The following is a 22,703-nucleotide window of genomic DNA, read 5'->3' on the forward strand; positions in this document are numbered from 1 at the left end:
GCGGGTGCCGCGATGCTCTTCGGCGGTTGCTCCGCCTGGCGTCGGGTGCGCACCCGCTCCCCGGGTGAAGTCGCATCAATGCGCCGCTGCCGCTGCCTTGCGCGCTTCGGCTTTCGCAGCGGCCTTTTCGCTCGGGGACTTCCAGTCCGCGGGCGGCTCGGCCTTGCCGGCGCGCGTCGCCGCGAGGCGCAGCGCCTCGATTTCGCTGCCGGTCGAAAGCGTGTCGCGCAGATACTGGCTGAGCGCATCGCCAGTCATGAAAATCGACATCTGGCTTTCGGTCCACCACGCCAACCTGCGCGCGCGCAGCTGGTCGTCCGGTCCGAGGGCATCGAGCTTGCGCAGCAACATTTCTCCGATCATCACCGTCGTGGTCGAGTATCCGCTGTCGAACAGCAGGCGGGCGGTCGCGATGCACATGGGCTTGCGCTGCGCGTCTGCTGTCGCGCAGGCGGAAAGGAGGCCGGTGTAGGGTGAAGCCTCGACCGAAGTCATCGCCGCCAGCATCACCGCCGTGCTCGCCACAATGTCCTCGCCCGAGAAATTCCATTGCGGGGACTGTGCACGCACACCATCGAGCGTCTCCGCCGGGACCGGATGGCGTTTCACCGCGGCCAGCCAGATCCGGATGATTTCCGATGAATGCTCGTCGTAGCGATGGCTGGCGGCCATGTGCTGCAGCGTTTCGCCGACGTCGACGGCGGGATCGTCGAGCGACAACGCCCAAGCGGCCGCGTTGTCCTTGTCGAGACGCTGCACGTTCGCGAGCGCGGTCGCGTCGCGCTTGCCGTCGGTAGGCGTCGCGGCGATCCACTGGAGCAAGAGGTCGCCGGGGTTTGCCGCGGCGAGATCGGCCAGCTTTGCAGGTGCGTCGACGTTCGCCGGGGCATCGCCACCGCCCGGTGTCTTCGCGGCGCCACCCGCGGACAATTCGCTCGTGCGCCTGGCGGCAGCCAGCCCGGTCGCGCGTTCGCGCGCGTCGCTGCTGCCGCGAAGGTCGTTGATCACGGACTCGACGTAGTCCTGCCAGGTCTGGCGGGCCGCTTTCTGGTCCGGGTCTTCCACGCTTTCGTCGTTCGCAGGCATCCATCCCGCTGGCGGCGCCAACGGCTTGCCGAGGCGCTTGAGGCGTCGTTCGGTCGCGGCAATCTCGCTCGGTGCGCCGTTCCAGTCGGCGGCCCGGTCCGCCGGCGCGTCGGTGAACGCCGCGCCGTTCTGCATCGGGCTGGCGGCATTTGCCTTGAGCCAGTCGAGCTGGCGCTGCAGGTCGGCGACGTCATCGCGCGTGGCGCCCGCGGCGGCAAGCATCTTCAGGCCCAGCTCGCGCAGGTTGAAGCTGTTGCCGCGCGTGGCGAGCAACACGCCCGCATCGGCACACCAGCCGAGGCGTTGCCAGGTCCGATCGCTGTCCGCTGCGGGCTTGCAGGATTCCTCGAGCGCGGATTCGGCCGGCGACGAGCGGAAATCGGTCCGCTGCAGCGCGCTCGCGAGTGCGTTCGATTGCGGCGAAGCATCGCTCTTGCCACTCTCGCCGCTCGTTTCGTCGAATGGCGACGCGACGGGGTGCGCGATGTACGCCAGCGCCCAGGCCGCGATCTCGTCACCCAGGTGGTCGTCGGCGCGACGCGCCGAGGCCATGCGCGCGAGTGCATCGTCGACGCCGGCCTGGTCGCCCCTGGCATGGGCGAGTGCGGCGGCGTACTGCAGCGCGCCCGCATTGTCGGGTTCGAGGCGCACGAGGTTCGCGACTTCGGCCTCGGGCCAGCGGGTCGGGCCGCACTTGCTGCTGTAGTAGCTGCCGACGTCGGCCGCGAGCCACTGCACGAACGCGTCGTCGGGCGCCAGCCCGGCCGCGCGCGCGACGACATCGGCGCTCTTCGGACGCAGCGCGCTCGGGGTGTCGTCGTCGTCGACGTAGAGGCGGCCGGCCAGGACCTGCCGGGCCGGTGAGGGATCGCTGCGCAGAGCATCGAACAATGCGATCTGCGCCTGCTTGTAGCGGGACATCATCGCGTCGGCGTCGTCGACGGACGGCGGCGCATCCGCAGCGTGCACGGTGATCGCGGCCGACATAAGAACGGGTACGATCTTCCACCTGGATCCGGTACGCATGACGATCTCCTTCGCCCAAGTCCCGATATGCCAGTGTAGCAACGCTTTTGCGGCATTCCGGAGTCGATCCGGGGCATCCTGCAAGGCACGCGACAGTCGTCCGGTCCCTGCATTGCGCGCCCGGCCCGCCATCCCCATGTGATCCCGAATGTCCGTCCCTGTCCTCGTCCGCCGCCTCGGCCGGCAACCCTACGAACCCGTCTGGCGCGCGATGCAGGCGTTCACCGACGCGCGCGGGCCGGAAACGCCGGACGAATTGTGGATACTCGAGCACGATCCCGTGTTCACGCTCGGCCAGGCCGGCAAGTGGGAGCACGTGCTGCTGCCGGGCGATATTCCGGTGGTGCCGGTCGACCGCGGTGGCCAGGTCACCTACCACGGTCCCGGGCAGATCGTTGCCTATCCGCTGTTCGACCTGCGCCGGATGAAGATCGGCGTGCGCGAGCTGGTCACGCGGATCGAGCAGGCGATCATCGACACGCTCGACACCTGGAACATCGTCGCCGCGCGCCGCGACGGCGCCCCGGGTGTGTATGTCGGCGACGCCAAGGTCGCCGCACTCGGCCTGCGCGTGCGGCGCGGCTGTTCGTTCCATGGACTCGCCTTCAACGTGGCGATGGACCTCGAGCCGTTCCACCGCATCAATCCGTGCGGATATCAGGGATTGGCCGTCACCCAGGTGCTAGACTTGGGCGGACCGGGATCGCTCGCCGCGGTGGAAGCGATCCTGATCGGCGAACTGGCGCGCCAGTTCGGGCTGGACGCCACGCCCGCCGCCGCCGAATTCCCCCGCGTTCCGACCGGCGATGCCCTGCGCGTCGCGCAGCCCGCATGAGCGAACCCAAGACCATTCCCCTGACCGTCGTCGACCAGTCGCCCCTGCACGCGCAGGATGCGAAGCAACTCGGCGAGGACAAGATCGCGCGCAATCGCGCCGGTTTCGCCGAAGCGCCGATGCTGCGCAAACCGTCCTGGATCCGCGTGCGCATCCCGCCCGGCAACGCGGTCGCCAAGCTCAAGGCGAAGCTGCGCGAGAACCGCCTCGTCACCGTGTGCGAGGAAGCGTCCTGCCCGAACATCCACGAATGCTTCGGCAAGGGCACCGCGACCTTCATGATCCTCGGCGAGGTCTGCACGCGCCGCTGCTCCTTCTGCGATGTCGCGCATGGCCGGCCGAAGCCGCCCGATCCGCTCGAACCGGCGCACCTGGCCGGCACGATCCGCGACATGGCGCTGAAGTACGTCGTCATCACCTCGGTCGACCGCGACGACCTGCGGGATGGCGGGGCCGAACATTTCGCCGCCTGCATCAAGGCGGTGCGGTTCGAGAATCCCGACATCCGCATCGAGATCCTGACCCCGGACTTCCGCGGCAAGGGTCGCGTCGAACGCGCGCTCGAGGTGTTCGCCCGGCAGCCGCCGGACGTGTTCAACCACAACCTCGAAACGCCGCGCGCGCTGTACCGCGAGGTGCGCCCGGGCGCCGACTACGACTGGTCGCTGGACCTGCTCAAGCGCTTCAAGGCGCAGCACCCCGATGTGCCGACGAAGTCCGGGATCATGCTCGGACTCGGCGAGACGTTGGAACAGGTCGAGGAAACGTTGAACGATCTGCGCATGCACGATGTCGATATGGTTACGATCGGCCAGTACCTGCAGCCGACCGCGCACCACCACCCGGTGCTGCGCTACTGGACCCCGGAGGAGTTCAAGGCGATCGAGGAACTCGGTTACCGGATCGGCTTCCAGCATGTCGCCTCGGGCCCGCTGGTGCGCTCGTCGTACCACGCCGACCAGATGGCGCACGCCGCCGGATACGTTCAGGTCGCCTGAGGTAAAGAAGGCAGTACTTCACGCGGAGTCCCTTCCGCGAAAGAAAAAACCGTACATCCGTGTACGGCAATGGAGAAACAAAGATGCGCAAGACGCTGTTGACCCTCGCCCTGACCGCCCTCGTCGGTCCGGTGTTCGCCAAGCCGGCCAGCGAATCGGGCGCGCCGCTGCTCAAGGCGGGTACCTCCGAAGCGGAGGCGGCGGTGTGGGCGACGCGTTTCCTGACCCACTTCCACTACAAGCAGACGCCGCTCGATGACGCGATGAGCGAGCAGATCTTCAAGCGCTACCTCGATGCGCTCGACGGCGATCGCCTGTTCTTCACCCAGGCCGACATCGACAAGTTCAGCGCCTACAAGGACAAGCTTGACGACGCGATCTACGACCAGGATCTCGCGGGGCCGTACGCGATCTTCAACATCTACGAACAGCGCGTCGGCGAACGCGTGGCGTATGCGCGCGCGCTGCTGGCGAAGGGCTTCGACTTCTCCAAGGACGAAAGCTACCAGTACGAGCGCGAAAAGGCGCCGTGGGCGAAGGACGAGGCCGAGGTCAACGATTTCTGGCGCAAGCGCATCAAGAACGACTGGCTGCGCCTCAAGCTCGCGAACAAGGCCGAGAAGGACATCCGCGAGACGCTCGACAAGCGCTACGCGAACTACCTCGACCGCGTCCACCAGCTCAACAGCGAGGACGTGTTCCAGACCTTCATGAACGCATACGCCTCGTCGATCGAGCCGCACACGAACTACCTCGGTCCGCGCGCGTCGGAGAACTTCGACATCGCGATGAAGCTCTCGCTCGAAGGCATCGGCGCGGTATTGCAGCGCGATGACGATTACACCGCGATCCGCGAGATCGTGCCGGGCGGCCCGGCTGCACTGTCCAAGCAGATCAAGATCGGCGATCGCATCGTTGGCGTCGGCCAGGGCGAGAACGGCCCGATTGCCGACGTGGTCGGTTGGCGCCTCGACGACGTCGTCGACAAGATCCGCGGCGCCAAGGACACCACCGTGCGCCTCGAAGTCCTGCCGGCCGATGCAGGTCCCGACGGCAAGCACTTCACGCTGGCGCTGGTGCGCAAGAAGGTCAGCATCGAGGAACAGGCGGCGAAGAAGTCGGTCATCGAGGTCAAGGACACGACGCGCACGCGCCGCATCGGCGTGATCTCGCTGCCGACCTTCTACCAGGACTTCGACGCCCGCCGCCGCGGCGACCGCGACTACAAGAGCGCGACGCGCGACGTCGAGCGCCTGCTGGTCGAGCTCAAGGCCGACAAGGTCGACGGCGTGATCGTCGACCTGCGCAACAACGGCGGCGGCTCGCTGACGGAGGCGACCGACCTTACCGGCCTGTTCATCGACAAAGGTCCGGTGGTGCAGGTGCGCAACGCCGGCGGCCAGGTCGAATCCGAATCCGACACGCGTTCCGGCATGACCTGGGACGGCCCGCTCGCGGTGCTGGTCAACCGCGCCTCCGCGTCCGCCTCGGAGATCTTCGCTGCGGCGATCCAGGACTACGGTCGTGGCGTGATCATCGGCGAACCGACGTTCGGCAAGGGCACCGTGCAGAACCTGGTCGATCTCGACGACGTCGCGCACAACGAAAAGCCGATCTTCGGCGAGGTCAAGATGACCATCGCGCAGTTCTTCCGCATCAACGGCGGCTCGACCCAGCTGCGCGGCGTGACGCCCGACATCAGCTTCCCGCTCACCGTCGACGCGAAGGATTTCGGCGAATCGAGCTACGACAACGCGCTGCCGTGGACCTCGATCGCGCCGGCGAAATACCAGGCGGTCGCCGACCTCAAGCCGGTCGTGCCGCTGCTGGCCGAGCGCCATGCAGGTCGCGTCGCCGGCAATGGCGAATGGAAGAACTTCGAGGCCGATCTTGCCGACGCACGCGCGTTGCGCGAGCTGAAGACGATCTCGCTGAACGAGCAGGTACGCCGCAAGGAGCGCGACGAACAGGAAGCCAAGCGCAAGGCGCGCGACGTCGCGATGGGCCATGCCACGCCGGATGCCGATCCCGCCGCAAAGACGGTGCAGAAGGTCGCGGCCGAGCGCGGTGTCGCCGGCAACACCAAGCGCGTCGAGGTCGATCCCGCGAAGCCTGCGGCCAAGCCGGGCACCGAAGCGCCGCGCGGTGACGACGGCGACGCCGCCCTCACGCAGGACGACGGCCTGCAGCCCGACGAGCGCGGAATCAACACCGACATCGCGCGCGAGAAGGAAGCGAAGGACAAGCGCGACATCATCCTCGACGAAGCGGCGCATATCCTCGCCGACGAGATCGGGCTGATCCGCGCCGACACCAAGCTCGCCGCGCAGGTGCTGCCGCGCGGAGCGATCGTGCCGACCGAGGTCAATTGACCTTCGCGGGTATTTGAATCGACTGACGAGGCCCGGGTTTCCGGGCCTTGTTGTTTCCGGGGTTCGTTCGTCCCGCATCCCTTTCGCTTTCCCCTCTCCCGCAAGCGGGAGAGGGGAAGGAGACCGCATGGATGCGGGACGAACCGACAGGGATGTGGGTAGGTTTTCGCTAAAGATCATCAAGCCCGCTGTTCAAGACGCGAACAGCGAAAGCACGGCAAGAGCACCATTCCCCCAAGCGGTAGAGCGGAAGCCCACCCGCGAACCCTACGAATACCGGTTCCGCAGGAACTCGAAATACGCCCGCAACCCCTGCGCCTCTCCGCCGCGCGGGTGGCCCGGCTTGTCGGAGTCGTTCCACGAGTACACGTCGAGGTGCGCCCATGCCTGCGCTTCCGGCACGAAGCGTTCGAGATAGAGCGCCGCGGTGATCGCGCCGGCGTGGCGTGATGCGCCGGCATTGGCGAGGTCGGCGACGTGTGAGTCGAGCATCGCGAGGTAGGGACGCCACAGCGGCATGCGCCAGAGCGGATCGCGCGTGGCTTGCGCGGCGTCGAGCAGGCCGTCGGCGAGGTCGTCCTGATTGGCGAACAGCGCCGGCAGTTCCGGTCCGAGCGCGACGCGCGCGGCACCGGTGAGGGTCGCGAAGTCGAGGATCAGGTCGGGCTTGTGTTCCGCTGCGTAGGCAAGCGCGTCGCACAGCACGAGGCGGCCTTCGGCATCGGTGTTGTCGACCTCGACGCTGAGCCCGGCGCGCGTCGTGATGACTTCGCCGGGGCGATACGCGTTGCCGGCGACGGCATTCTCGACGGCGGGCACGAGCAGGGTCAGGCGCAGCGGCAGCTTCGCCGCGAGCACGAGGCTCGCCAGCCCGATCGCATGCGCGGCGCCGCCCATGTCCTTCTTCATCCAGCGCATGCCGTCAGCCGGCTTGAGGTCGAGGCCGCCGGTGTCGAAGCACACGCCCTTGCCGATGATGACGAGGTGCGGCGCGTCGGCTGCACCGCACGTGAGTTCGGCCAGGCGCGGCGCGCGATGGCTGGCGCGGCCGACCGCGTGGATGGTCGGGAAATTCGCTTCGAGCAAGTCGTCGCCGACCCACTCGCGATAGTTCGCGCCGTGCGCCTCGGCGAGCGTGCGCACCGCGCCGGCGAGTTCGGCCGGCCCCATGTCCTCGGTCGGCGTGTTGATCAGGTCGCGCACCTGGTAGGTGGCGCGCGCGAGCACGTCGATGCGCTGCGCGACCGCGGCGTCGACGACCAGTCGCGCCGGCGCACGCGACGCCTTCTTGTAGCGCGTGAACTGGTAGGCGCCGAGCGCCCAGCCGAGCGCGACGTCGCCGATGTCGAGCGCGAGGCCGCGCGGATCGAGCACGTAGCGGCCTTCGGGCAGGCGCACCGGCAGAGAGGCGAGGCCGAAGAGCGCATCGCGTGCGTCGCACCCGGCGAGCACCGCGCTCGGCGCGCCGTCGGCGCCGGGAATCAGCACGAAGCGGCCGGCCTCGCCGGCGAAGCCGTTCGCCACGCACCAGCGTCGCGCTTGCGCACCGAACAGGTCGGCGATCGCGCCGAAATTCGATCGATCCACCGCGAGCAGCGGCGTCGCGCCGTCGGCGTCCGTGGCCGTGATCCATGCGTCCATCGCTATCCCCTCATGCCAGTTGCAACGTGTCGTTCGGATTCAATTCGGGTCGTGCCGGTCGAGCCAGTGCACCAGCTGCGCGAGATCGCGCAATTCGAGGTCGGCGCGTGCGCCGGCGGGCACCGCGTGCGCCGGCCACGCCGCAGCGTGCCGGTTCAGCCATGCGCTGCGCAAGCCCGCGGCGCGTGCGCCGGCGACGTCGAGCAATGCGTCGTCGCCGACGTGCAGCACGTTCTCCGGAGCGAGGCCAAGACGCGCGCAGGCGTCGTGGAAGATCGCCGCGTCGGGCTTGGCGACGCCGCAATCGCGCGCGGCAATGCAATGCCGGAAATGCTGGCGCAAGCCGATGCGCGCGAGGTCGGCGTTGCCGTTGGAAATGCTCACGAGCGGCACGCGCGCGGCGAGTGCGTGCAGCGCCGGCAGCGCATCCTCGTAGCAATCGACGCGGTTGCGTGCGGCGAAGTACACCTCGTAGGCCGCCTCGACCGGCGCCGCGTCGATGCCACACGCGGCGAACGCGCGTTCGAGCGTGATCAGGCGCTGCGCGGTGTAGTCGTGGGCGAGATCGGGGCGCTCGACCGAGACTGCCTCGCGCAAGCCGCGCAACGCGTCGATCGGCCACGCGGCGGCGACCTCGGCGTGGTGCTGCCGGAGCCAGTCATCGAGCGCCTGCTCGGCAGCGAGGATGGCCGGCTCGACCGGCCACAGCGTGTCGTCGAGGTCGAGCGAGATCGCGAGGATGCGCATCGGCGGCGCATCCGCGGCCTCAGTTGCCGGGGCTGCCGGAGCTGACATTGCCGAACGTGGCCGGTGCCTTCGCCGGCGCTTCCGCCTTCGGCTTGTCGGCCTTCGGCTTGGCCGTGGCGACCTTCGCCTTCGCCACCGGCTTCTTCGGCGCTGCGGCGACGGCCTTCTTTGCCGGCGCGGCTTGTGCCTTCGGCGCAGCGGCAGCGGTCGGCGAAGCGGAAGCCTGCGCGGCCTTCTTCGCGTTCTCCGCGGCGAGCTTCTGCGCGTCGGCCTCGGCCTTCTTCTTCGCCTCGATGCGCGCGAGGTTCTCGCGTGCGGCCTGGGTGCTTTCCGCGGTCGGCGCGATCGAGGTCTTGCTGCTCAATACCGCACGCGGCGCGGACTGCATGGCCGGCGGCGTGCTGCCCGCGGCGATCGCCGCGCTGGCGACTGCATCGCGGCCAACGCGTGCATCGATGAAGTCCATGCGCTGCTCGTTCTTCGCGACCAGATCGCTTGCATCGGCGTACGGGATCAGCTGGTGCTTGCGCAGGATCGCCTGCGCCGGCGGCGTGGCAAGGAAGGCGAGGAACCGGTCGATCGCGGCCTGCTTGGGCGAATCGACGCGGCTGACCGAATACAGCGTGATGTACAGCGGATAGGTGCCGTCGGCGACGCTGCGCGTGGACGGATCGACGCCCTCGATCGCGAGCGCCTTGATGCCCTTGTTGGCCCAGCTGTTGGCAAGCGTCGACAGGCCGAGCCCGGCCGGGTCGAGCGTGATCGCTTCCTCGAGCTTGACCGTGTTGAGGTACAGGCGCGGCACCGCGACCGGCTGGTTGCCCTTGCGGTAGACCAGCTCGCGCAAGCTGTACTCGACGCCGTCGAGCGGCGCGGCGATGCCGTACAGGTTGATCTCCTTGTCCGGGCCGCCGAGGTCCTTCCAGTTCTTGATGCGCCCGAAGTAGATGTCGTAGACCTGCTTGAGGGTCAGGCTGCGCACCGGGTTCTTCGGGTGCGTGACCAGCACCGCCGCATCCAGCGCGACCGGCACGAAATTGAGGTTCGCTTCCTCGCCGCGCTGCGCGAACTTGCCGCGCGCGCTGCCGCCGAGGTCGGCGCTGCCGCCGGCGACTGCGTCGAGGCCGGAGACCGTGCTGAACGGCTCGAGGGTGATCTTGCCGAGCTTCGCCCGGCTGTACTCCTTGGCGAGATCGTCCATGAGCGCGCGGCCGGTGGCATGGTCGCCGCGCCAGACGAGGTCGTCCGCGGCGGACGCGGTGATGGCGGTGACGAGCAGGCTGGCGGCGAGCAGCGTCGAGGAAAACAGGCGGCGTAGCGACATGTTCGGGTACTTCGAAGAACGGAGGCGCGCACCTTAGCACGGGGGGTGGGCGCTTTCTTTGAGGTGGTGCGCGGCGCCGCTTACTGTTCATCTTGTTCTGCGAAGGCAATGCTTCTTTTTTCTGCGAAGGCAATGCTTCTTTCGTGGATGCGGGGCGCTGTCGCAAGGTTCCGCTCGCCTCGGCGGCGAGCGGGTTCCTTTTCTTTGCATGCCCAAAGAAAAGTAACCAAAAGAAAGGGCACCCTGGCGTCCCGGTCGCCGGACATCCTGTCCGTCGACTGCGCGAGCGGGTTACGGGGTTCGTTGACGGCACATCCTGTGCCGACAACGAACGCGCGTGCATCCGTGCACGCGCCCCTTCGGGCTTTCTCCTCCACCCGCTCGCCGGGACGCAAAGGGAACCCGGGTAGAGCGCAAGCACGCGCGCTCCTGCGCGCGCAGCGGGGCGCACCCCTGCAAGATTGCCGCGCTTGCTCTTGCTTTGCTGTGCTCCCGCTCCCCGGGTCCCTTCAGCGCCGGCGGGCGGCGGACGAAAAGGCCCGCAGGGTGGGCGCGATGGATCGCGCCCATTGCGCCGTCAGTGCAGGGATGCACTGTCGGCGCAACCCGGCCGACGTTCGCGAACCCGCGGGGCTTCTTCCCGCGGGCGGCGCTGTGGGGTGTCCTTCTCTTTGGTGACTTTCTCTTGGACAAGCACTGCGCCGTAGGAGCGGCGCGAACAGCAAAGCTGGCCCGAAGGGCGGAGGGCAGGATGCCCGGAGTCACAGAAAGTTACCCGCTCGCCGCCGAGGCGAGCGGAATCCTTGCGAAAGCGCCTGGTGTGCGCGAAGGAAGCATTGCCCGCTTCGCCTAAGGAACAATCCACCCAGTACGACCGCGCAGCGCGCCGAACACCCGCGCGCCGCGCACCAAATCAAACCTATTGCAGCAGGAGGTAATACGCCTCGTCGCCGCGCAACAGCGTCAGCATCATCTGGCGCGGATGACTCGCCGCGAGACGCGAGAAGTCGCTCGTGCCCTGCAGGTCGCGCCGGTTCAGCGCGACGACGAGATCGCCGCTGCGCAGGCCCGCCGCATACGCGCGGCTGCCCTCGGCGATGCGGCTCACGCTGACGCCGCCGATACCCTGGCGGCGCAGGTTGTCGGCGATCTCGCTGAAGGTGACGCCGGCAAGGCGCGGGTCGAGTGCGTCGCCCTTGAGCGTCTCCAGTTCGCTCACCTTCAGCGCGGTGCTCACCGTCAATGGCCTGCCGTCGCGCTGCACGCCGACCTCGACCGCTGCGCCCGGAGCGGTGAGTCCTTCGATGTTGTGCAGGTCCTGCTCGCCGGCAACCGCCTTGCCGTTGAGCGAGGTGATGACGTCGCCGGGCTTGATGCCCGCCGTTTCCGCCGGCGAGTTGGCGCGCACGCGCGTGACGACCGCGCCGTGCGCATTGTCGAGCGCGAGCACGCGCGCGAGCTCGGGCGTGACGTCCTGCGCCTCGACGCCGAGCACGCCGCGCTTGACCGCGCCGGTGCTGACCAGCTGGCGCATCACGTCGGCGGCGAGGTTCGACGGGATCGCGAAGCCGATGCCGACGCTGCCGCCCGAGGGCGAATAGATCATCGAGTTGATGCCGACCAGTTCGCCGCGCAGGTTGACCAGCGGGCCGCCGGAATTGCCCGGGTTGATCGAGGCATCGGTCTGGATGAAGTTCTGGAAGCCCGAGCCGCGCAGGCCGCTGCGGCCGAGGCCCGACACGATGCCGGTGCTTGCGCTCTGGCCGATGCCGAACGGATCGCCGACCGCGACCACGAAGTCGCCCATGCGCAACTTCGCCGAATCGGCGACCGCCAGCGCGACCAGCTTCTCGGCCGGGATCTGCAGCACCGCGAGGTCCGTGTCCGGATCGGTGCCGAGCACCTTCGCCTTGACCGTGCGCCCGTCCGCGAGCGTCACCGAGATGTCGTCGGCGCCGTCGACGACATGGTTGTTGGTCAGCACGTACCCCTTGCCTGCATCGACCACCACGCCGGAGCCGAGCGACTGCTGCACGCGCTCGCGCGGCATGTTCGGCACGCCGAAGAAGCGCCGGAAGATCGGGTCGTCGAAGTACGGATTGCGCACCGCGACGTGCGTCTTCGAGGCGATGTTGACCACCGCCGGCGTGACCTTCTCGAGCATCGGCGCGAGCGAAGGCAGCGGCTGGCCGTCGACCGCCGGTGGCAGCGCGGCGCTGGCAGGCTTGCCGCCACCGCTGCCGAGGGTGCCGAGTGCGAGGCCGACCAGCAGCGGCAGGGCAACGAGCGCGAGCGAGCGGTACAGGCGATGGCGCGTGGATTCGGGCATGGCAACGTCCTTGGTCGAAAAACGGGTTGGCGGACAGCGGTGCTTGCAAGTCGGCGCACGGTTCGCGGAGCGCGCGGCTGAATGACCGGTTCCATCGCCGTGCGGCGTTCCTCCTGAGGCGGAGCGCCGATGCGACGGATGGGCAAAGCATCGCTCAGACAACGCAGATCCGCTCCGGTTTCCACGGTTTCAAGCGCCGCTGTGGTTCGAGCGGGGCTTTGTTCAGCCTGCGCGCCGCTGCACATCCGCAGGCCGGCAGCAACGCTTTACAAGCCCGGTCGAGCGGCGTAGCTTTGGCCGCCGGCGTCACAAGATATTGTGGTCGTCGCGTCGTGCCCTACCCATAGATTGTGCCGAGTGTGACGCCGGCATGACGGGGAAAAGGCCTGCAAGACCGCTCTGGGGAGGGCGGAATGGAATGCGCTTCGGGTCCAGGGGCCCGGTGTGAGAGAGACTGGGAGAACAGGAACAAGATGAGCACGGTGCGCCTTGAACAACTCGCGCGCGGCGCGGTGGAGATTCCACTGCAGCCGGCGTCCTACGACATCTGGGACAAGAAATACCGCCTGAAATCCAAGCAGGGCGAACCGGTCGACAAGGACATCGACCACAGCTACCAGCGCATCGCCAGGGCGCTCGCCGAGGTCGAGGCGACCCCCGAGAAGAAGGCGTACTGGTACGAACGCTTCCTGTGGGCGCTGCGCCGCGGCGCGATCCCGGCCGGGCGCATCACGTCCAATGCCGGCGCGCAGGAGCACAAGCCGAAGACCTCGACGATCAACTGCACGGTCTCCGGCACCATCGACGACTCGATGGACAACATCCTCGACAAGGTGCACGAGGCCGGCCTCACGCTGAAGGCGGGTTGCGGCATCGGCTACGAATTCTCGACGCTGCGCCCGCGCGGCGCGTACGTCTCGGGTGCGGGCGCGTACACGTCCGGCCCGCTGTCGTTCATGGATATCTACGACAAGATGTGTTTCACGGTTTCGTCCGCAGGCGGCAGACGCGGCGCGCAGATGGGAACCTTCGATGTCTCGCATCCGGATGTACGCGAGTTCATCAAGGCCAAACGCGAAGACGGCCGCCTGCGGCAATTCAACCTGTCGCTGCTGATCACCGACGGCTTCATGGAAGCGGTCGAGCACGACGCCGACTGGCCGCTGGTGTTCCCGATCCACGTCAAGGAACAGGGCGAGATCGACCTCGCCGATGCGGCCAGGGTGGTCTGGCGCGAGTGGCCGACGCACAAGAACTACGTCACGCGTGACGACGGCCTGGTCGCCTGCAAGATCTACGGCCACCTGCGCGCGCGCCACCTGTGGGACATGATCATGGTCTCGACGTACGACTACGCCGAGCCGGGCTTCATCCTGATCGACCGCGTCAACGAGATGAACAACAACTGGTGGTGCGAGCACATCCGCGCGACCAACCCGTGCGGCGAACAGCCGCTGCCCCCGTACGGCTCGTGCCTGCTCGGCTCGGTCAACCTCACCACGTTCGTGCGCGACCCGTTCGGCCCGAACGCGCGCTTCGACATGGAGGAGTACAAGGAGGTCGTGCGCGTGTTCACGCGCATGCTCGACAACGTGGTCGAGATCAACGGCCTGCCGCTCGCGCAGCAGCGCGCCGAGATCATGAACAAGCGCCGCCACGGCATGGGCTTCCTCGGCCTCGGCAGCACCCTGACGATGCTCAAGAAGCGCTACGGCACGCCGGAAGCCTGCGCGTTCACCGAGGACGTCAGCCGCGAGATGGCGCTGGCCGGCTGGGAAGTCGCCGCCTCGCTGGCGAAGGAAAAGGGCGCCGCGCCGATCCTGCTGGAGGACTTCACCGTCACCGGCGAGATGCTGCGCAAGCGCCCGGAAATGGTCGCCGACGGCTGGACGGTCGGCGCGAAGATCCCCGGCCGCGTGCTGCACGCGAAGTACAGCCGCTACATGCAGCGCGTCGCTGAAGTCGCGCCGCAGCTCGTCGCCGACCTCGCCGAGCACGGCGCGCGCTTCACCCACCACAGCTCGATCGCGCCGACCGGCACGATCAGCCTGTCGCTCGCCAACAACGCCAGCAACGGCATCGAGCCGTCGTTCGCCCACCACTACAGCCGCAACGTGATCCGCGAGGGCAAGAAGTCCAAGGAAAAGGTCGAGGTGTTCAGCTACGAACTGCTCGCCTACCGCGAACTCATCAACGGCAAGGCGATGCCGTTCTCGCAGGAAGCCGACGAGAAGCTGCCGGACTACTTCGTGTCCGCCGACGACATCAGCCCGGTCGAGCACGTCGACATCCAGGCCGCCGCGCAGAAATGGGTCGATTCGTCGATCTCCAAGACCGCCAACGTGCCCACCGCGTACCCCTACGAAGACTTCAAGGACATCTACCGCTACGCCCACAAGCAGGGCCTGAAGGGATGCACCACGTTCCGCTTCAACCCGGCGGCCTTCCAAGGAGTGCTGGTGAAGGAGCATGATCTCGCCAACACCACCTACCGCTTCGAACTCGAGGACGGTGAGGTGGTGGAGGTCAAGGGCAACGAAGAGATCGAGTACGATGGCGAAACGCACACCGCGGCCAACCTGTTCGACGCGCTGAAAGAAGGCTACTACGGCAAGTTCTGATCCGCGCGCGGACGACGCCCCTGAATGCATGGGCAGCGGCCCGCAGGCGTTGCGTACCTCGTGTCTCGTGATTCACGTCATCCATCAGGTTCACAGAAACTTGGAGAGGGGATACCTGTCATGCATAGCGAAGGTGGTTCGTTCGATGGTCTGAAGGAAGGCGCGTCGCAGATCGGCAGCTCCATTGCCGACGCCGCGAGCGCCGTTGCAAGTTCGGTCAGCAATGCCGCGTCCGACGCCAAGGCGGCGGTCGAGAACACCGCGAAGAAAGTCGCGGGCAAGGCGGCCAAGGCACGCAAGCAGGCCGCACGCAAGGTGAAGGCGGTCGTCGCGAAGGCGAAGGCTGCCGTCGGCGCCAAGCCGGCCGCACCGGCCAAGGCCGCCAAGAAGGCGGCGAAGAAGGCCGCCAAGAAAGTCGCGAAGAAGGCCAAGCCGGTGAAGAAGGCAGCCAAGAAGGCGGCGAAGAAAGTCGCGAAGAAGGCCGCTGGCGCCCGCAAGGCCGTCAAGAAGGCGGTCAAGAAGGTCGCGAAGAAGGTCGCACGCAAGGCACCGGCCCGGAAGGGCGCCAAGAAGGCGGCCAAGAAAGTCGTGCGTCGCGCCGCGAAGAAGGCACCGGCGAAGAAGGCTCCACGCAAGGCCGCCAGGAAGGCCGCGCGTCGCCGCTAGATCGGGCAACCGATCCGGCACCACCCTCGGCCGGCCCGCGGCGGCCGGCCGAAGGTGAAGAAGTCCACCGCGCCGCCGAGGACTCAGCGAATGGCCACCCGCAAGCGCACCACGATGTACAGCACCGGCGGCAAGAAGCTCTACGCCGTGCGCAACGCCGACGGTACGTTCAACGACATCCAGAGCTATGCCCGCGCGCACCGCATGGACATGCAGCGCACGAGTGCCGACGAGGTCGCTGCCGCCGCGAAGAAGAAGGCACCGGCGAAGAAGAAAGCCGCAAAGAAGGTCGCGAAGAAGAAAGTCGCGAAGAAGGCGGTGAGGAAGGTCGCGAAGAAAGCCGTGCGCAAGGTCGCCACGAAGAAGGCGGTGCGCAAGGTCGCGAAGAAGGCCGCCGCCCGCAAGGCGCCGGCGAAGAGGAAACCCGCCCGCAAGGCGGCGAAGAAGAAGGCCGTGCGCAAAAGCACGCGCCGCTGAACCCCGTGCAGGCGCCGCCGCGGCGAACGCGCGGCGCCCTGCACCACCGGCCCCGGCCGGTACATCCGACACGCAACGCAATTCCTGGAAGACCATGAAGATCAGCAAGAAGATCAAGGGCTACGCCGTCGTCAAGCCCGAAGAAACCGCCAAGATCGTGCCCGCCGCCGAAGCGCCCGAAAGCGCACCGAGCGTGCCGATGGCCGAAATCATCCAGATGCACGAGAAGGTCGAGCGCCCCGACTCGCTGATCGGCGCCACCTACAAGATCAAGTCGCCGCTGTTCGAGCACTCGCTGTACGTGACCATCAACGACATCGTGCTCAACCAGGGCACCGAATACGAAATGCGCCGCCCGTTCGAGATCTTCATCAACTCGAAGAACATGGAGCATTTCCAGTGGATCGTCGCGCTCACGCGCATCATGTCCGCCGTGTTCCGCAAGGGCGGCGACGTGACGTTCCTGGTGGAGGAGCTGAAGGCGGTCTTCGACCCGCGCGGCGGCTACTTCAAGGCCGGCGGCGTCTACATGCCGAGCATCGTCGCCGAGCTCGGCTACGTCATCGAGACCCACCTCAAGATGATCGGCCTGCTGCACGACCCCGAACTCGACGAGCACCAGAAGAAGCTCATCGCCGAGAAGCGCGCCGCGTACGACGCACGCGCAAAAAAAAAGTCTGATCGAAACGCCCTGAGCGTCGAACCCGCCGGCAACGGCGGCTTCAACACCTCCGTCGCCGGTGCCGGCGCGGAATCCTCCGCCAAGGGCACCGAAGCCAGCGCCTTCCCGCCCGGCGCCACGATGTGCCACAAGTGCAACACCTCGGCCGTGATCATCATGGACGGGTGTGCGACGTGTCTGAATTGTGGGTATTCGAAGTGCGGGTGAGTTACAACGCGATCGCCAGCTTCGTGGTGGACGACGACATTAGGACGTCATAGCGCAACTTGCAGGGGGCTGCATGGAAGAGATTGTGGTTGCCTCACTGCCGCAGTATCTCGACGCAGTCTTTGGGATAACGCCCGCGAGCTCGGGCGCATTCTTTCGTGGCGTCAAGGATGCAGACAATCATCGACTCATCTCAAAAGCCGGGCGACTATTCCTAAGCCAATACCAGCCTAACGGATGGTCATGGGCCAAATATTGGCCAAACGTTGCCGCGAAGATGCAGCAGTTCGCCGATAAGCTCGCCAGCTTTCCAGACCACGATCCTACCGATGTGTACGAAACATGGGCGCTTGCACAACACTATGGATTTCCAACGTGTTTCATGGACTGGACACTGAATCCATTGGTTGCGCTCTTCTTTGCCATTGATGAAAGAGGTGAATCTAGACCGTTAGCCCAACGAGGTGACGCAGCTGTCTATTGCTGTGATGACCCTGGCATCAGGATCTTTCGCCCAAAATCCTCGAACCCTCCCGACCTTCAAGCTACTGACGAGATTTTTTGCTATGCGCCTCGTCATATCTCAAAGCGTATAACAGCGCAGGCGGGGATCTTCACCTACCATCCGAAAGGTGAGGTTGAGTTCGCGCCTAAGAAACCACTAACTCGCTTTCGTATTCCAAACGCCAATCGACGAGAAATTCTCGTGGAGTTGAGCAAGTGTGGAGTCGACGACCATTTCATATATCAAGATCTCGACGGCCTCGGCTCGACTTTGTTCTATGTGCTCGGTGGGTTGGGCTAGTAGAAGCAGCGAACTCGGCGATATCCACGCGACATCTAGCCAAAAACAGTGGGGCAATCACGGCTATTTTTGCTAGTTGCTAGCAAAAAAACTGGGAGTCTCAACGAAGTAGGTGATCCTCATATCTTCTGGCGACAAGGCCCTAAACTCGATCACGTCCTCCGAAAGCGTTCCGAGCGTGAAGCGTTCAACTAAGAGTTCGACCAAGGCTTTCAGGACGGTGTTGAGGAGACGGTGAATCCGTGTGGATTCATCCTCTAGCCTCGTCATCGCCCTCTGAAAATCTAGAGGATTTATCGCGTGCAGCATCGCGCCATTTGAGAACACATCGGCGAAGCGGAAATAGTCATTCAAGCCATTGTGGCCAAAATAAATGTCCAGAGCTTCTTTATTCTCAATGGAGACGTATGCTCCACTTACCAGCGCTCGGTCATAGTGAAAACTGTTCTTGTCGCGTACATCCGCCAAGACGCTCTTCTTCCCGAAATATTTCTTCAGTTCTTTAAGAGCCGCCATCGCTTCCTGAGGGATCAACGCATCGTACGTCTGCCCAAGCCGCGTCCTGAAGTAGCACGCGGTGAGCATGTTCCAACTCTCAAAGATCTTTCCAATTACCACCTTGACGAGCGTAAAAAACATCGAGTCTCTTCCAGCTAGCTCCGCATCCGTGTTTCCGGTATCCGTGTGCGTAGTCCAATGAAGTACTTTTACGACAGTCGTAAGCTCGTTCCACGAGTGCGCCGCCATTATTAGAAGTAGTCGCTCATCCTCAGGCATTTGATCAAGCCTCTCTCGACTGATGGCAATTTTTCGCAGTTTCATGAGCACCTACCTTCGGAGTATGGAAGGGCCACCGGCCGAACTTCTTCTGTGACAGACTGACCATGCTTCCGCATCGATCGCGCAGAGCTCACCATGATCGACGAAATTAGCTTGATGGATGACGTGCCCCGTACCGCTTCGAATCCCGAACCGTACGTCGAACTCCAGGAAGCTGTTTTCGACGGATTGCCGTGCGCCGAAGTCTTTCTGTACGTGTTGTCCCCCGACGCGTTCATTGAAAGTGCTCCAGGGCCAGGCGTTCTTCACCACGGCGTCCTCATTGCGCGGGTCTTCGAGCACGCGCTTCACATGCGTCCGGTGAACGTCAGTCCGCATCACCGCGATTTTCTGGAGCCGAAATACGGTCCCATCGAATGGATCGAATTCCACTCGAATCGTTCCTGGGAACTTCCTCATTCCGTCGAAGAGTTTGAAGAGCTCCTTGAGCGTTTGCCCACTGGTTTTGCTAGGAAAGCGATCTACGGTCTCGGATTGCGCTGGCAATACCGACACATCATGACGGCCATCGGTCAACTTCGCGATGCGACCCGTCTGCGTTTGCTCCCCGGAACCGCCACGAATTTCACGAGCCCCGTCTACACCCTTGGTATCGACCGATTCGATCAGTTACGTCGCGTCTTCGATCGAAGCAGCTTCCGCCATCGTACCGAAGCCTTGGAGGAGAAGCGATTGACGGCGTACACCAACCTGCTCCGGGTAATCGACCCAGTTGCGTTCCCAGTACGAGTTAAGAAGATTCGGCCAGGGATGATTTACGAGCTGGCCTCCGTACCCATTCGCCAACGGAATTTGGGCGATCGCGAACGCCGAGCTGCCGTGTCAATCGTGTCTTCCGAGGTCGAGGAAATCGCGCGGCATGACCTCGACGCCCTATCGTCGCTGCGTGAGGACATCGAAAAAACAACCCTTCGGACCCTTTTGCAGAAAATGAAGGAGATGATGACGGCCGATCTATCCGAGGGCACGTGGCAGGCTTTTCTAGCCAAGAACCCGTTCGTACTTTCGCTGGCCTTTTCATATCCCGTCTTCATGATGCAGGACCACGCGTACGTGGGAGGCACCACCCTCAAAGGCGCCGGCGAAAAAATCGCCGACTTCCTTTACGCGCAAAATTTCAGTGGCAATCTCGCACTCATTGAAATCAAGCGTCCGAGAACGGAACTATTGGGTGCTCTCTATCGAGGCGAGGTGTACCCACCTCACAAAGAACTTTCCGGGGCAGTGGCGCAGGTCCTCGATCAGCGATTTCGCCTTCACCGCAGTTTCGCGGAGAAGGCCTACCAAGCCCAGCTCCGAGATGTCCACCCCTACGCCATCCACTGCGTGGTCATAGCCGGGCGTGTACCGGAAGACGAAGGAAAACGCCGCTCCTTGGAGCTGTTTCGACAAGCGAGTAAGGACGTCGTGGTCTTGACCTTCGACGAGCTTCTGGCCAAGCTCGAAGCGATTGCGGCTCTTCTTACGTCTCCGGAGGAAACGACTACGACGGCCGCCTGAAGATGCAGAGGTCGATTTGAAAAAGAGGGGGCGGAGTAATTCTCCGTTTGAAACAAAGGGGGCGGAGGAATTTTCCGTTTTAATTTCAGCGTCTGAGATGAGCTCCGAGCCCAGACCAACCCTAACGTCTTCGCCACCACCGACACCACCTTCGCCACCGACGTCCTGCAATCGCCGACGCCCGTCCTCGTCGACTTCTGGGGCGAATGGTGCGGTCCGTGCAAGGCGCTTGCGCCGTTGCTCGAGCAACTCGCGGAGCAGTACGGCGGGCGCCTGAACATCGCCAAGGTCGATCTCGACAAAAACCCTAAGACCGCGCTCGCCTACGGCGTGCGCTCGGCACCGACGATGCTGCTGTTCAAGGGCGGCACCGTGCAGGCGACGCAGATGGGCCTGGTCTCGAAGTCACAGCTCACCAAGGTCATCGACGCCGCGCTATGAGCGCCCACAAGTTTCTCATGCGTGCTGTCGTAGTGCTCCTGACGGCCGCCATGTTTGCCGACATCGCGCAGAGAGCATACTCATTCTGGACCGGCAAATAAAAGGGGACGGAGGAATTTTCCGTTTGAATTGCGAGTTCATAGGCAGGTGCCGCAACATATGAGCGCAACAAGGCAGTACGTCATCACCCAATCCATCCGTCGACTCTCGCGCAAGGCCCACGCGCTGGCGCTGGGTCTCGCACTCATCGGCACATTGGCTTCCGCGCACGACGCCAGCCGCCCGGAAGTCGAATACCACCCGACCACCGTGGCGGAGTTGCACGCGATCATCGATCAGGTCCGGCAGGCTGCCGCGCCGGAACAGGCGAAGGCGATCGATGCGATCGAGACGGGCGCTGAAGCGGATCTCGACCGGCTCAGCCAGGCCGCGATCAAAGCGCATCACCACAAGGTCGGGGTGCTGCTGCGTGACAAGCCCGACGCCGCCGCGTTCGAGCGTGCGCAAACGGGTGAGTTGCGTGCGGAGGCAGCGCTCGCGAAAAGGATCGATCAGGTCCTGGTCGCGCTGGCGAAGACGCTGACGCCTGCGCAGCGAGCGCAGTTCCGCACACACAACGGGGAATGACACCCGACTGGCAGGTTGGGAGCGCAATAAAGGGGCCGGAGGAGTTTTTCGTTCGAATCACGCACCGGGCAGCCAATGACCGCCACGCAGCACGTCTTCGCCACCAGCGACACCACTTTCGCCATATCGCCGAAGCCATCGCGCTGGATTGCAGGACCTGCAACCAGCCGCGGGTGTGTCGGGCTGTCGAAGCGGGTACTTGAGGCATGAAGAAAAGGCTCAGCCTGGGGTTGGCATTCGCTGCGCTCGCGGTTGCGCTGGTGGGCTGTGATCGATTGCGGGACTTTTTCCTCTTCCCGAATGAGCATCGTGTGGTGTTGTCGGAGCAGCCGTTGCTGCTCGACACGAAGCCGACACGCCTGACGAGCGACCAGCGAATCGAGGTCGCGGGAAATACGACCGATCTGTGCGCGACGATTTCCCGCGACGCGAAGGTCGATCCCGGCGCCGACGGCGACGTCATCGACGGGCAGTTTGCGGAGCAGAAGGGAGGTGCCCACCTGTCTGCCGTACTGCATGCGCGAGACGGCAAGGATTACGAGTGGAAGGGCGACTCGTGGTCCCTCTCATCCGGAGTCCGTGCCGGCCCCTACCGCATGGATGCGTGCCTCAGATGGGAAAGCCTGGAGGCTCCGCCCAAGGGCACCGAGATCGCGTCGATCGACCTGCTGTCCGACCGTCCCCTGCGCGTGATGGCGGTCCACTGGCGGTCGACGGATGCCTTCGATTTCATCTCGCAGCCGCCTCCGGATCCCCTTGCAATGCCGTCGACGCAATACAGCGAGCTGGCAAAACTATACGGCAGCCAGGCGGCATGGACGTCGCCGGCCACGCTGGCGACGCAGGTGACGCTGGAGAGCCGTCATCGAAACATTTCGCCCCGCGTATACCACTCGACCCTCCTGCTTCGGATGTCCGACGCGGGCATTCAGCTGGAGCCTGCCTCCAGAACACGTGGCATGGGCGTCGTGACGATACCGACGAGCGCGGTCGAAGCGTGCAGCATGACGTGCTTCGGAAAGCGCGCGAAAGACACGCTGCTGCTGCTGCCGCAACTCGGCCTCAAGATCGGTATTCTCAACGCGCCGGAAGTGATCGATTGGTGCTGGAATCAGCATGTCCCAATGGCTGCGAATGCGGATGCCAGCGCATGGTTCTACAAGGACGCACCACTGCCCGCCAAGGATACCTACGACGCGCAGTTCGCATCGCGAGCCGTCTATGACCACCAGGCCAGTCGCAGTTGCATGGGGTACTGAAATCGCCGTCACCAGAACTCTCGGCGCGGTGCGTTTGCGCTGCTGCGCTCCGCACTGACATGCGGTAAAAAGGAAAAAAAGGGAACGGAGTAATCTTCCGTTTGGATCAGGTGCCCGGCAGCTGATGAACGGCATGCGGCACGCCTTCGCCGGCAGCGGGCAGGCGACGCACATGGGACTCGACTCGAAAGCGCAGATTACGAAGGCCATAGACGCCGCG

16 protein-coding genes and 2 pseudogenes are annotated in these 22,703 nt (G+C 65.0%); 12 read left to right on the plus strand and 6 right to left on the minus strand.

Annotated features, from left to right (window positions below; all coding sequences use genetic code 11):
* Window positions 1–75: 75 nt before the first annotated feature.
* Window positions 76–2,112, minus strand: coding sequence for a hypothetical protein (locus ACILRJ_RS14310; protein ID WP_395683880.1), 2,037 nt, complete (start codon window positions 2,110–2,112; stop codon window positions 76–78).
* 148 nt (window positions 2,113–2,260) lie between these two features.
* Here ACILRJ_RS14310 and lipB point away from each other — a divergent pair, with 148 nt between their 5' ends.
* From lipB to ACILRJ_RS14325, 3 genes are all read left to right on the plus strand, one after another.
* Window positions 2,261–2,947 carry a lipoyl(octanoyl) transferase LipB gene (lipB, locus tag ACILRJ_RS14315; protein WP_395683881.1) on the plus strand — a complete coding sequence of 229 codons (687 nt, stop codon included), beginning with the start codon at window positions 2,261–2,263 and terminating at the stop codon, window positions 2,945–2,947.
* A complete protein-coding gene (lipA, locus tag ACILRJ_RS14320; RefSeq protein ID WP_395683882.1) occupies window positions 2,944–3,945 on the plus strand; it encodes a lipoyl synthase in 1,002 nt (333 codons plus the stop codon). Before lipB ends, lipA begins: the two co-directional genes overlap by 4 nt.
* Window positions 3,946–4,028: 83 nt before the next feature.
* Window positions 4,029–6,317, plus strand: coding sequence for a carboxy terminal-processing peptidase (locus ACILRJ_RS14325; RefSeq protein ID WP_395683883.1), 2,289 nt, complete (start codon window positions 4,029–4,031; stop codon window positions 6,315–6,317).
* Window positions 6,318–6,584: 267 nt separating this feature from the next.
* On the opposite strand, the gene ACILRJ_RS14330 is transcribed toward ACILRJ_RS14325, so the two are convergent.
* From ACILRJ_RS14330 to ACILRJ_RS14345, 4 genes are all read right to left on the minus strand, one after another.
* Window positions 6,585–7,958, minus strand: coding sequence for a leucyl aminopeptidase family protein (locus ACILRJ_RS14330; RefSeq protein WP_395683884.1), 1,374 nt, complete (start codon window positions 7,956–7,958; stop codon window positions 6,585–6,587).
* A 39-nt stretch (window positions 7,959–7,997) separates the two neighbouring features.
* Window positions 7,998–8,705, minus strand: a complete 708-nt coding sequence (locus ACILRJ_RS14335) for an HAD family hydrolase (RefSeq protein WP_395683885.1) — start codon at window positions 8,703–8,705, stop codon at window positions 7,998–8,000.
* Window positions 8,706–8,724: 19 nt separating this feature from the next.
* The gene (locus ACILRJ_RS14340; protein ID WP_395683886.1) at window positions 8,725–10,029 is read right to left on the minus strand and encodes a substrate-binding domain-containing protein; all 1,305 of its coding nucleotides are present in this window, start codon (window positions 10,027–10,029) and stop codon (window positions 8,725–8,727) included.
* Window positions 10,030–10,948: 919 nt separating this feature from the next.
* Window positions 10,949–12,358 (minus strand): Do family serine endopeptidase, encoded by a 1,410-nt coding sequence (locus ACILRJ_RS14345; RefSeq protein ID WP_395683887.1) that lies wholly within the window; start codon window positions 12,356–12,358, stop codon window positions 10,949–10,951.
* Between the two features lie 473 nt (window positions 12,359–12,831).
* Between ACILRJ_RS14345 and ACILRJ_RS14350 the strand changes: the two genes are divergently transcribed.
* The 5 genes and pseudogenes from ACILRJ_RS14350 (at window position 12,832) to ACILRJ_RS14370 (ending at window position 17,816) form a co-directional block, all read left to right on the plus strand.
* Window positions 12,832–14,979, plus strand: a complete 2,148-nt coding sequence (locus tag ACILRJ_RS14350; RefSeq protein WP_395683888.1) for an adenosylcobalamin-dependent ribonucleoside-diphosphate reductase — start codon at window positions 12,832–12,834, stop codon at window positions 14,977–14,979.
* Window positions 14,980–15,099: 120 nt separating this feature from the next.
* Window positions 15,100–15,645, plus strand: coding sequence for a hypothetical protein (locus tag ACILRJ_RS14355; RefSeq protein WP_395683889.1), 546 nt, complete (start codon window positions 15,100–15,102; stop codon window positions 15,643–15,645).
* Window positions 15,646–15,909: 264 nt separating this feature from the next.
* Window positions 15,910–15,984, plus strand: a pseudogene (locus tag ACILRJ_RS14360) (histidine biosynthesis protein HisIE); the annotation flags it as partial.
* 232 nt (window positions 15,985–16,216) lie between these two features.
* The gene (locus ACILRJ_RS14365; protein WP_395683890.1) at window positions 16,217–17,011 is read left to right on the plus strand and encodes an NrdJb; all 795 of its coding nucleotides are present in this window, start codon (window positions 16,217–16,219) and stop codon (window positions 17,009–17,011) included.
* A 73-nt stretch (window positions 17,012–17,084) separates the two neighbouring features.
* Window positions 17,085–17,816 carry an FRG domain-containing protein gene (locus ACILRJ_RS14370; RefSeq protein ID WP_395683891.1) on the plus strand — a complete coding sequence of 244 codons (732 nt, stop codon included), beginning with the start codon at window positions 17,085–17,087 and terminating at the stop codon, window positions 17,814–17,816.
* Window positions 17,817–17,888: 72 nt separating this feature from the next.
* On the opposite strand, the gene ACILRJ_RS14375 is transcribed toward ACILRJ_RS14370, so the two are convergent.
* Window positions 17,889–18,638 carry a hypothetical protein gene (locus ACILRJ_RS14375; RefSeq protein WP_395683892.1) on the minus strand — a complete coding sequence of 250 codons (750 nt, stop codon included), beginning with the start codon at window positions 18,636–18,638 and terminating at the stop codon, window positions 17,889–17,891.
* Window positions 18,639–18,731: 93 nt separating this feature from the next.
* On the opposite strand from ACILRJ_RS14375, the gene ACILRJ_RS14380 reads away from it, so the two are divergent.
* From ACILRJ_RS14380 to ACILRJ_RS14395, 4 genes and pseudogenes are all read left to right on the plus strand, one after another.
* A complete protein-coding gene (locus tag ACILRJ_RS14380; protein WP_395683893.1) occupies window positions 18,732–20,156 on the plus strand; it encodes a Shedu immune nuclease family protein in 1,425 nt (474 codons plus the stop codon).
* A gap of 138 nt (window positions 20,157–20,294) precedes the next feature.
* Window positions 20,295–20,597: pseudogene (gene trxA / locus ACILRJ_RS14385) on the plus strand (thioredoxin); the annotation flags it as partial.
* A gap of 159 nt (window positions 20,598–20,756) precedes the next feature.
* Complete coding sequence (locus ACILRJ_RS14390; RefSeq protein ID WP_395683894.1) at window positions 20,757–21,224, plus strand: periplasmic heavy metal sensor; 468 nt, start codon at window positions 20,757–20,759, stop codon at window positions 21,222–21,224.
* Between the two features lie 206 nt (window positions 21,225–21,430).
* Window positions 21,431–22,483 carry a hypothetical protein gene (locus tag ACILRJ_RS14395; protein ID WP_395683895.1) on the plus strand — a complete coding sequence of 351 codons (1,053 nt, stop codon included), beginning with the start codon at window positions 21,431–21,433 and terminating at the stop codon, window positions 22,481–22,483.
* Window positions 22,484–22,703: the final 220 nt, after the last annotated feature.

Origin of the sequence: Dokdonella sp. (genome assembly GCF_044227025.1) — a bacterium.
Taxonomy (GTDB): Bacteria; Pseudomonadota; Gammaproteobacteria; order Xanthomonadales; family Rhodanobacteraceae; genus Dokdonella_A.

Coding starts and splice junctions, on each gene's coding strand:
- ACILRJ_RS14310 (WP_395683880.1), bottom strand. CDS start 2,112: ATGCGTACCGGATCCAGGTGGAAGATCGTACCCGTTCTTATGTCGGCC.
- lipB (WP_395683881.1), top strand. CDS start 2,261: ATGTCCGTCCCTGTCCTCGTCCGCCGCCTCGGCCGGCAACCCTACGAA.
- lipA (WP_395683882.1), top strand. CDS start 2,944: ATGAGCGAACCCAAGACCATTCCCCTGACCGTCGTCGACCAGTCGCCC.
- ACILRJ_RS14325 (WP_395683883.1), top strand. CDS start 4,029: ATGCGCAAGACGCTGTTGACCCTCGCCCTGACCGCCCTCGTCGGTCCG.
- ACILRJ_RS14330 (WP_395683884.1), bottom strand. CDS start 7,958: ATGGACGCATGGATCACGGCCACGGACGCCGACGGCGCGACGCCGCTG.
- ACILRJ_RS14335 (WP_395683885.1), bottom strand. CDS start 8,705: ATGCGCATCCTCGCGATCTCGCTCGACCTCGACGACACGCTGTGGCCG.
- ACILRJ_RS14340 (WP_395683886.1), bottom strand. CDS start 10,029: ATGTCGCTACGCCGCCTGTTTTCCTCGACGCTGCTCGCCGCCAGCCTG.
- ACILRJ_RS14345 (WP_395683887.1), bottom strand. CDS start 12,358: ATGCCCGAATCCACGCGCCATCGCCTGTACCGCTCGCTCGCGCTCGTT.
- ACILRJ_RS14350 (WP_395683888.1), top strand. CDS start 12,832: ATGAGCACGGTGCGCCTTGAACAACTCGCGCGCGGCGCGGTGGAGATT.
- ACILRJ_RS14355 (WP_395683889.1), top strand. CDS start 15,100: ATGCATAGCGAAGGTGGTTCGTTCGATGGTCTGAAGGAAGGCGCGTCG.
- ACILRJ_RS14365 (WP_395683890.1), top strand. CDS start 16,217: ATGAAGATCAGCAAGAAGATCAAGGGCTACGCCGTCGTCAAGCCCGAA.
- ACILRJ_RS14370 (WP_395683891.1), top strand. CDS start 17,085: ATGGAAGAGATTGTGGTTGCCTCACTGCCGCAGTATCTCGACGCAGTC.
- ACILRJ_RS14375 (WP_395683892.1), bottom strand. CDS start 18,638: ATGAAACTGCGAAAAATTGCCATCAGTCGAGAGAGGCTTGATCAAATG.
- ACILRJ_RS14380 (WP_395683893.1), top strand. CDS start 18,732: ATGATCGACGAAATTAGCTTGATGGATGACGTGCCCCGTACCGCTTCG.
- ACILRJ_RS14390 (WP_395683894.1), top strand. CDS start 20,757: ATGAGCGCAACAAGGCAGTACGTCATCACCCAATCCATCCGTCGACTC.
- ACILRJ_RS14395 (WP_395683895.1), top strand. CDS start 21,431: ATGAAGAAAAGGCTCAGCCTGGGGTTGGCATTCGCTGCGCTCGCGGTT.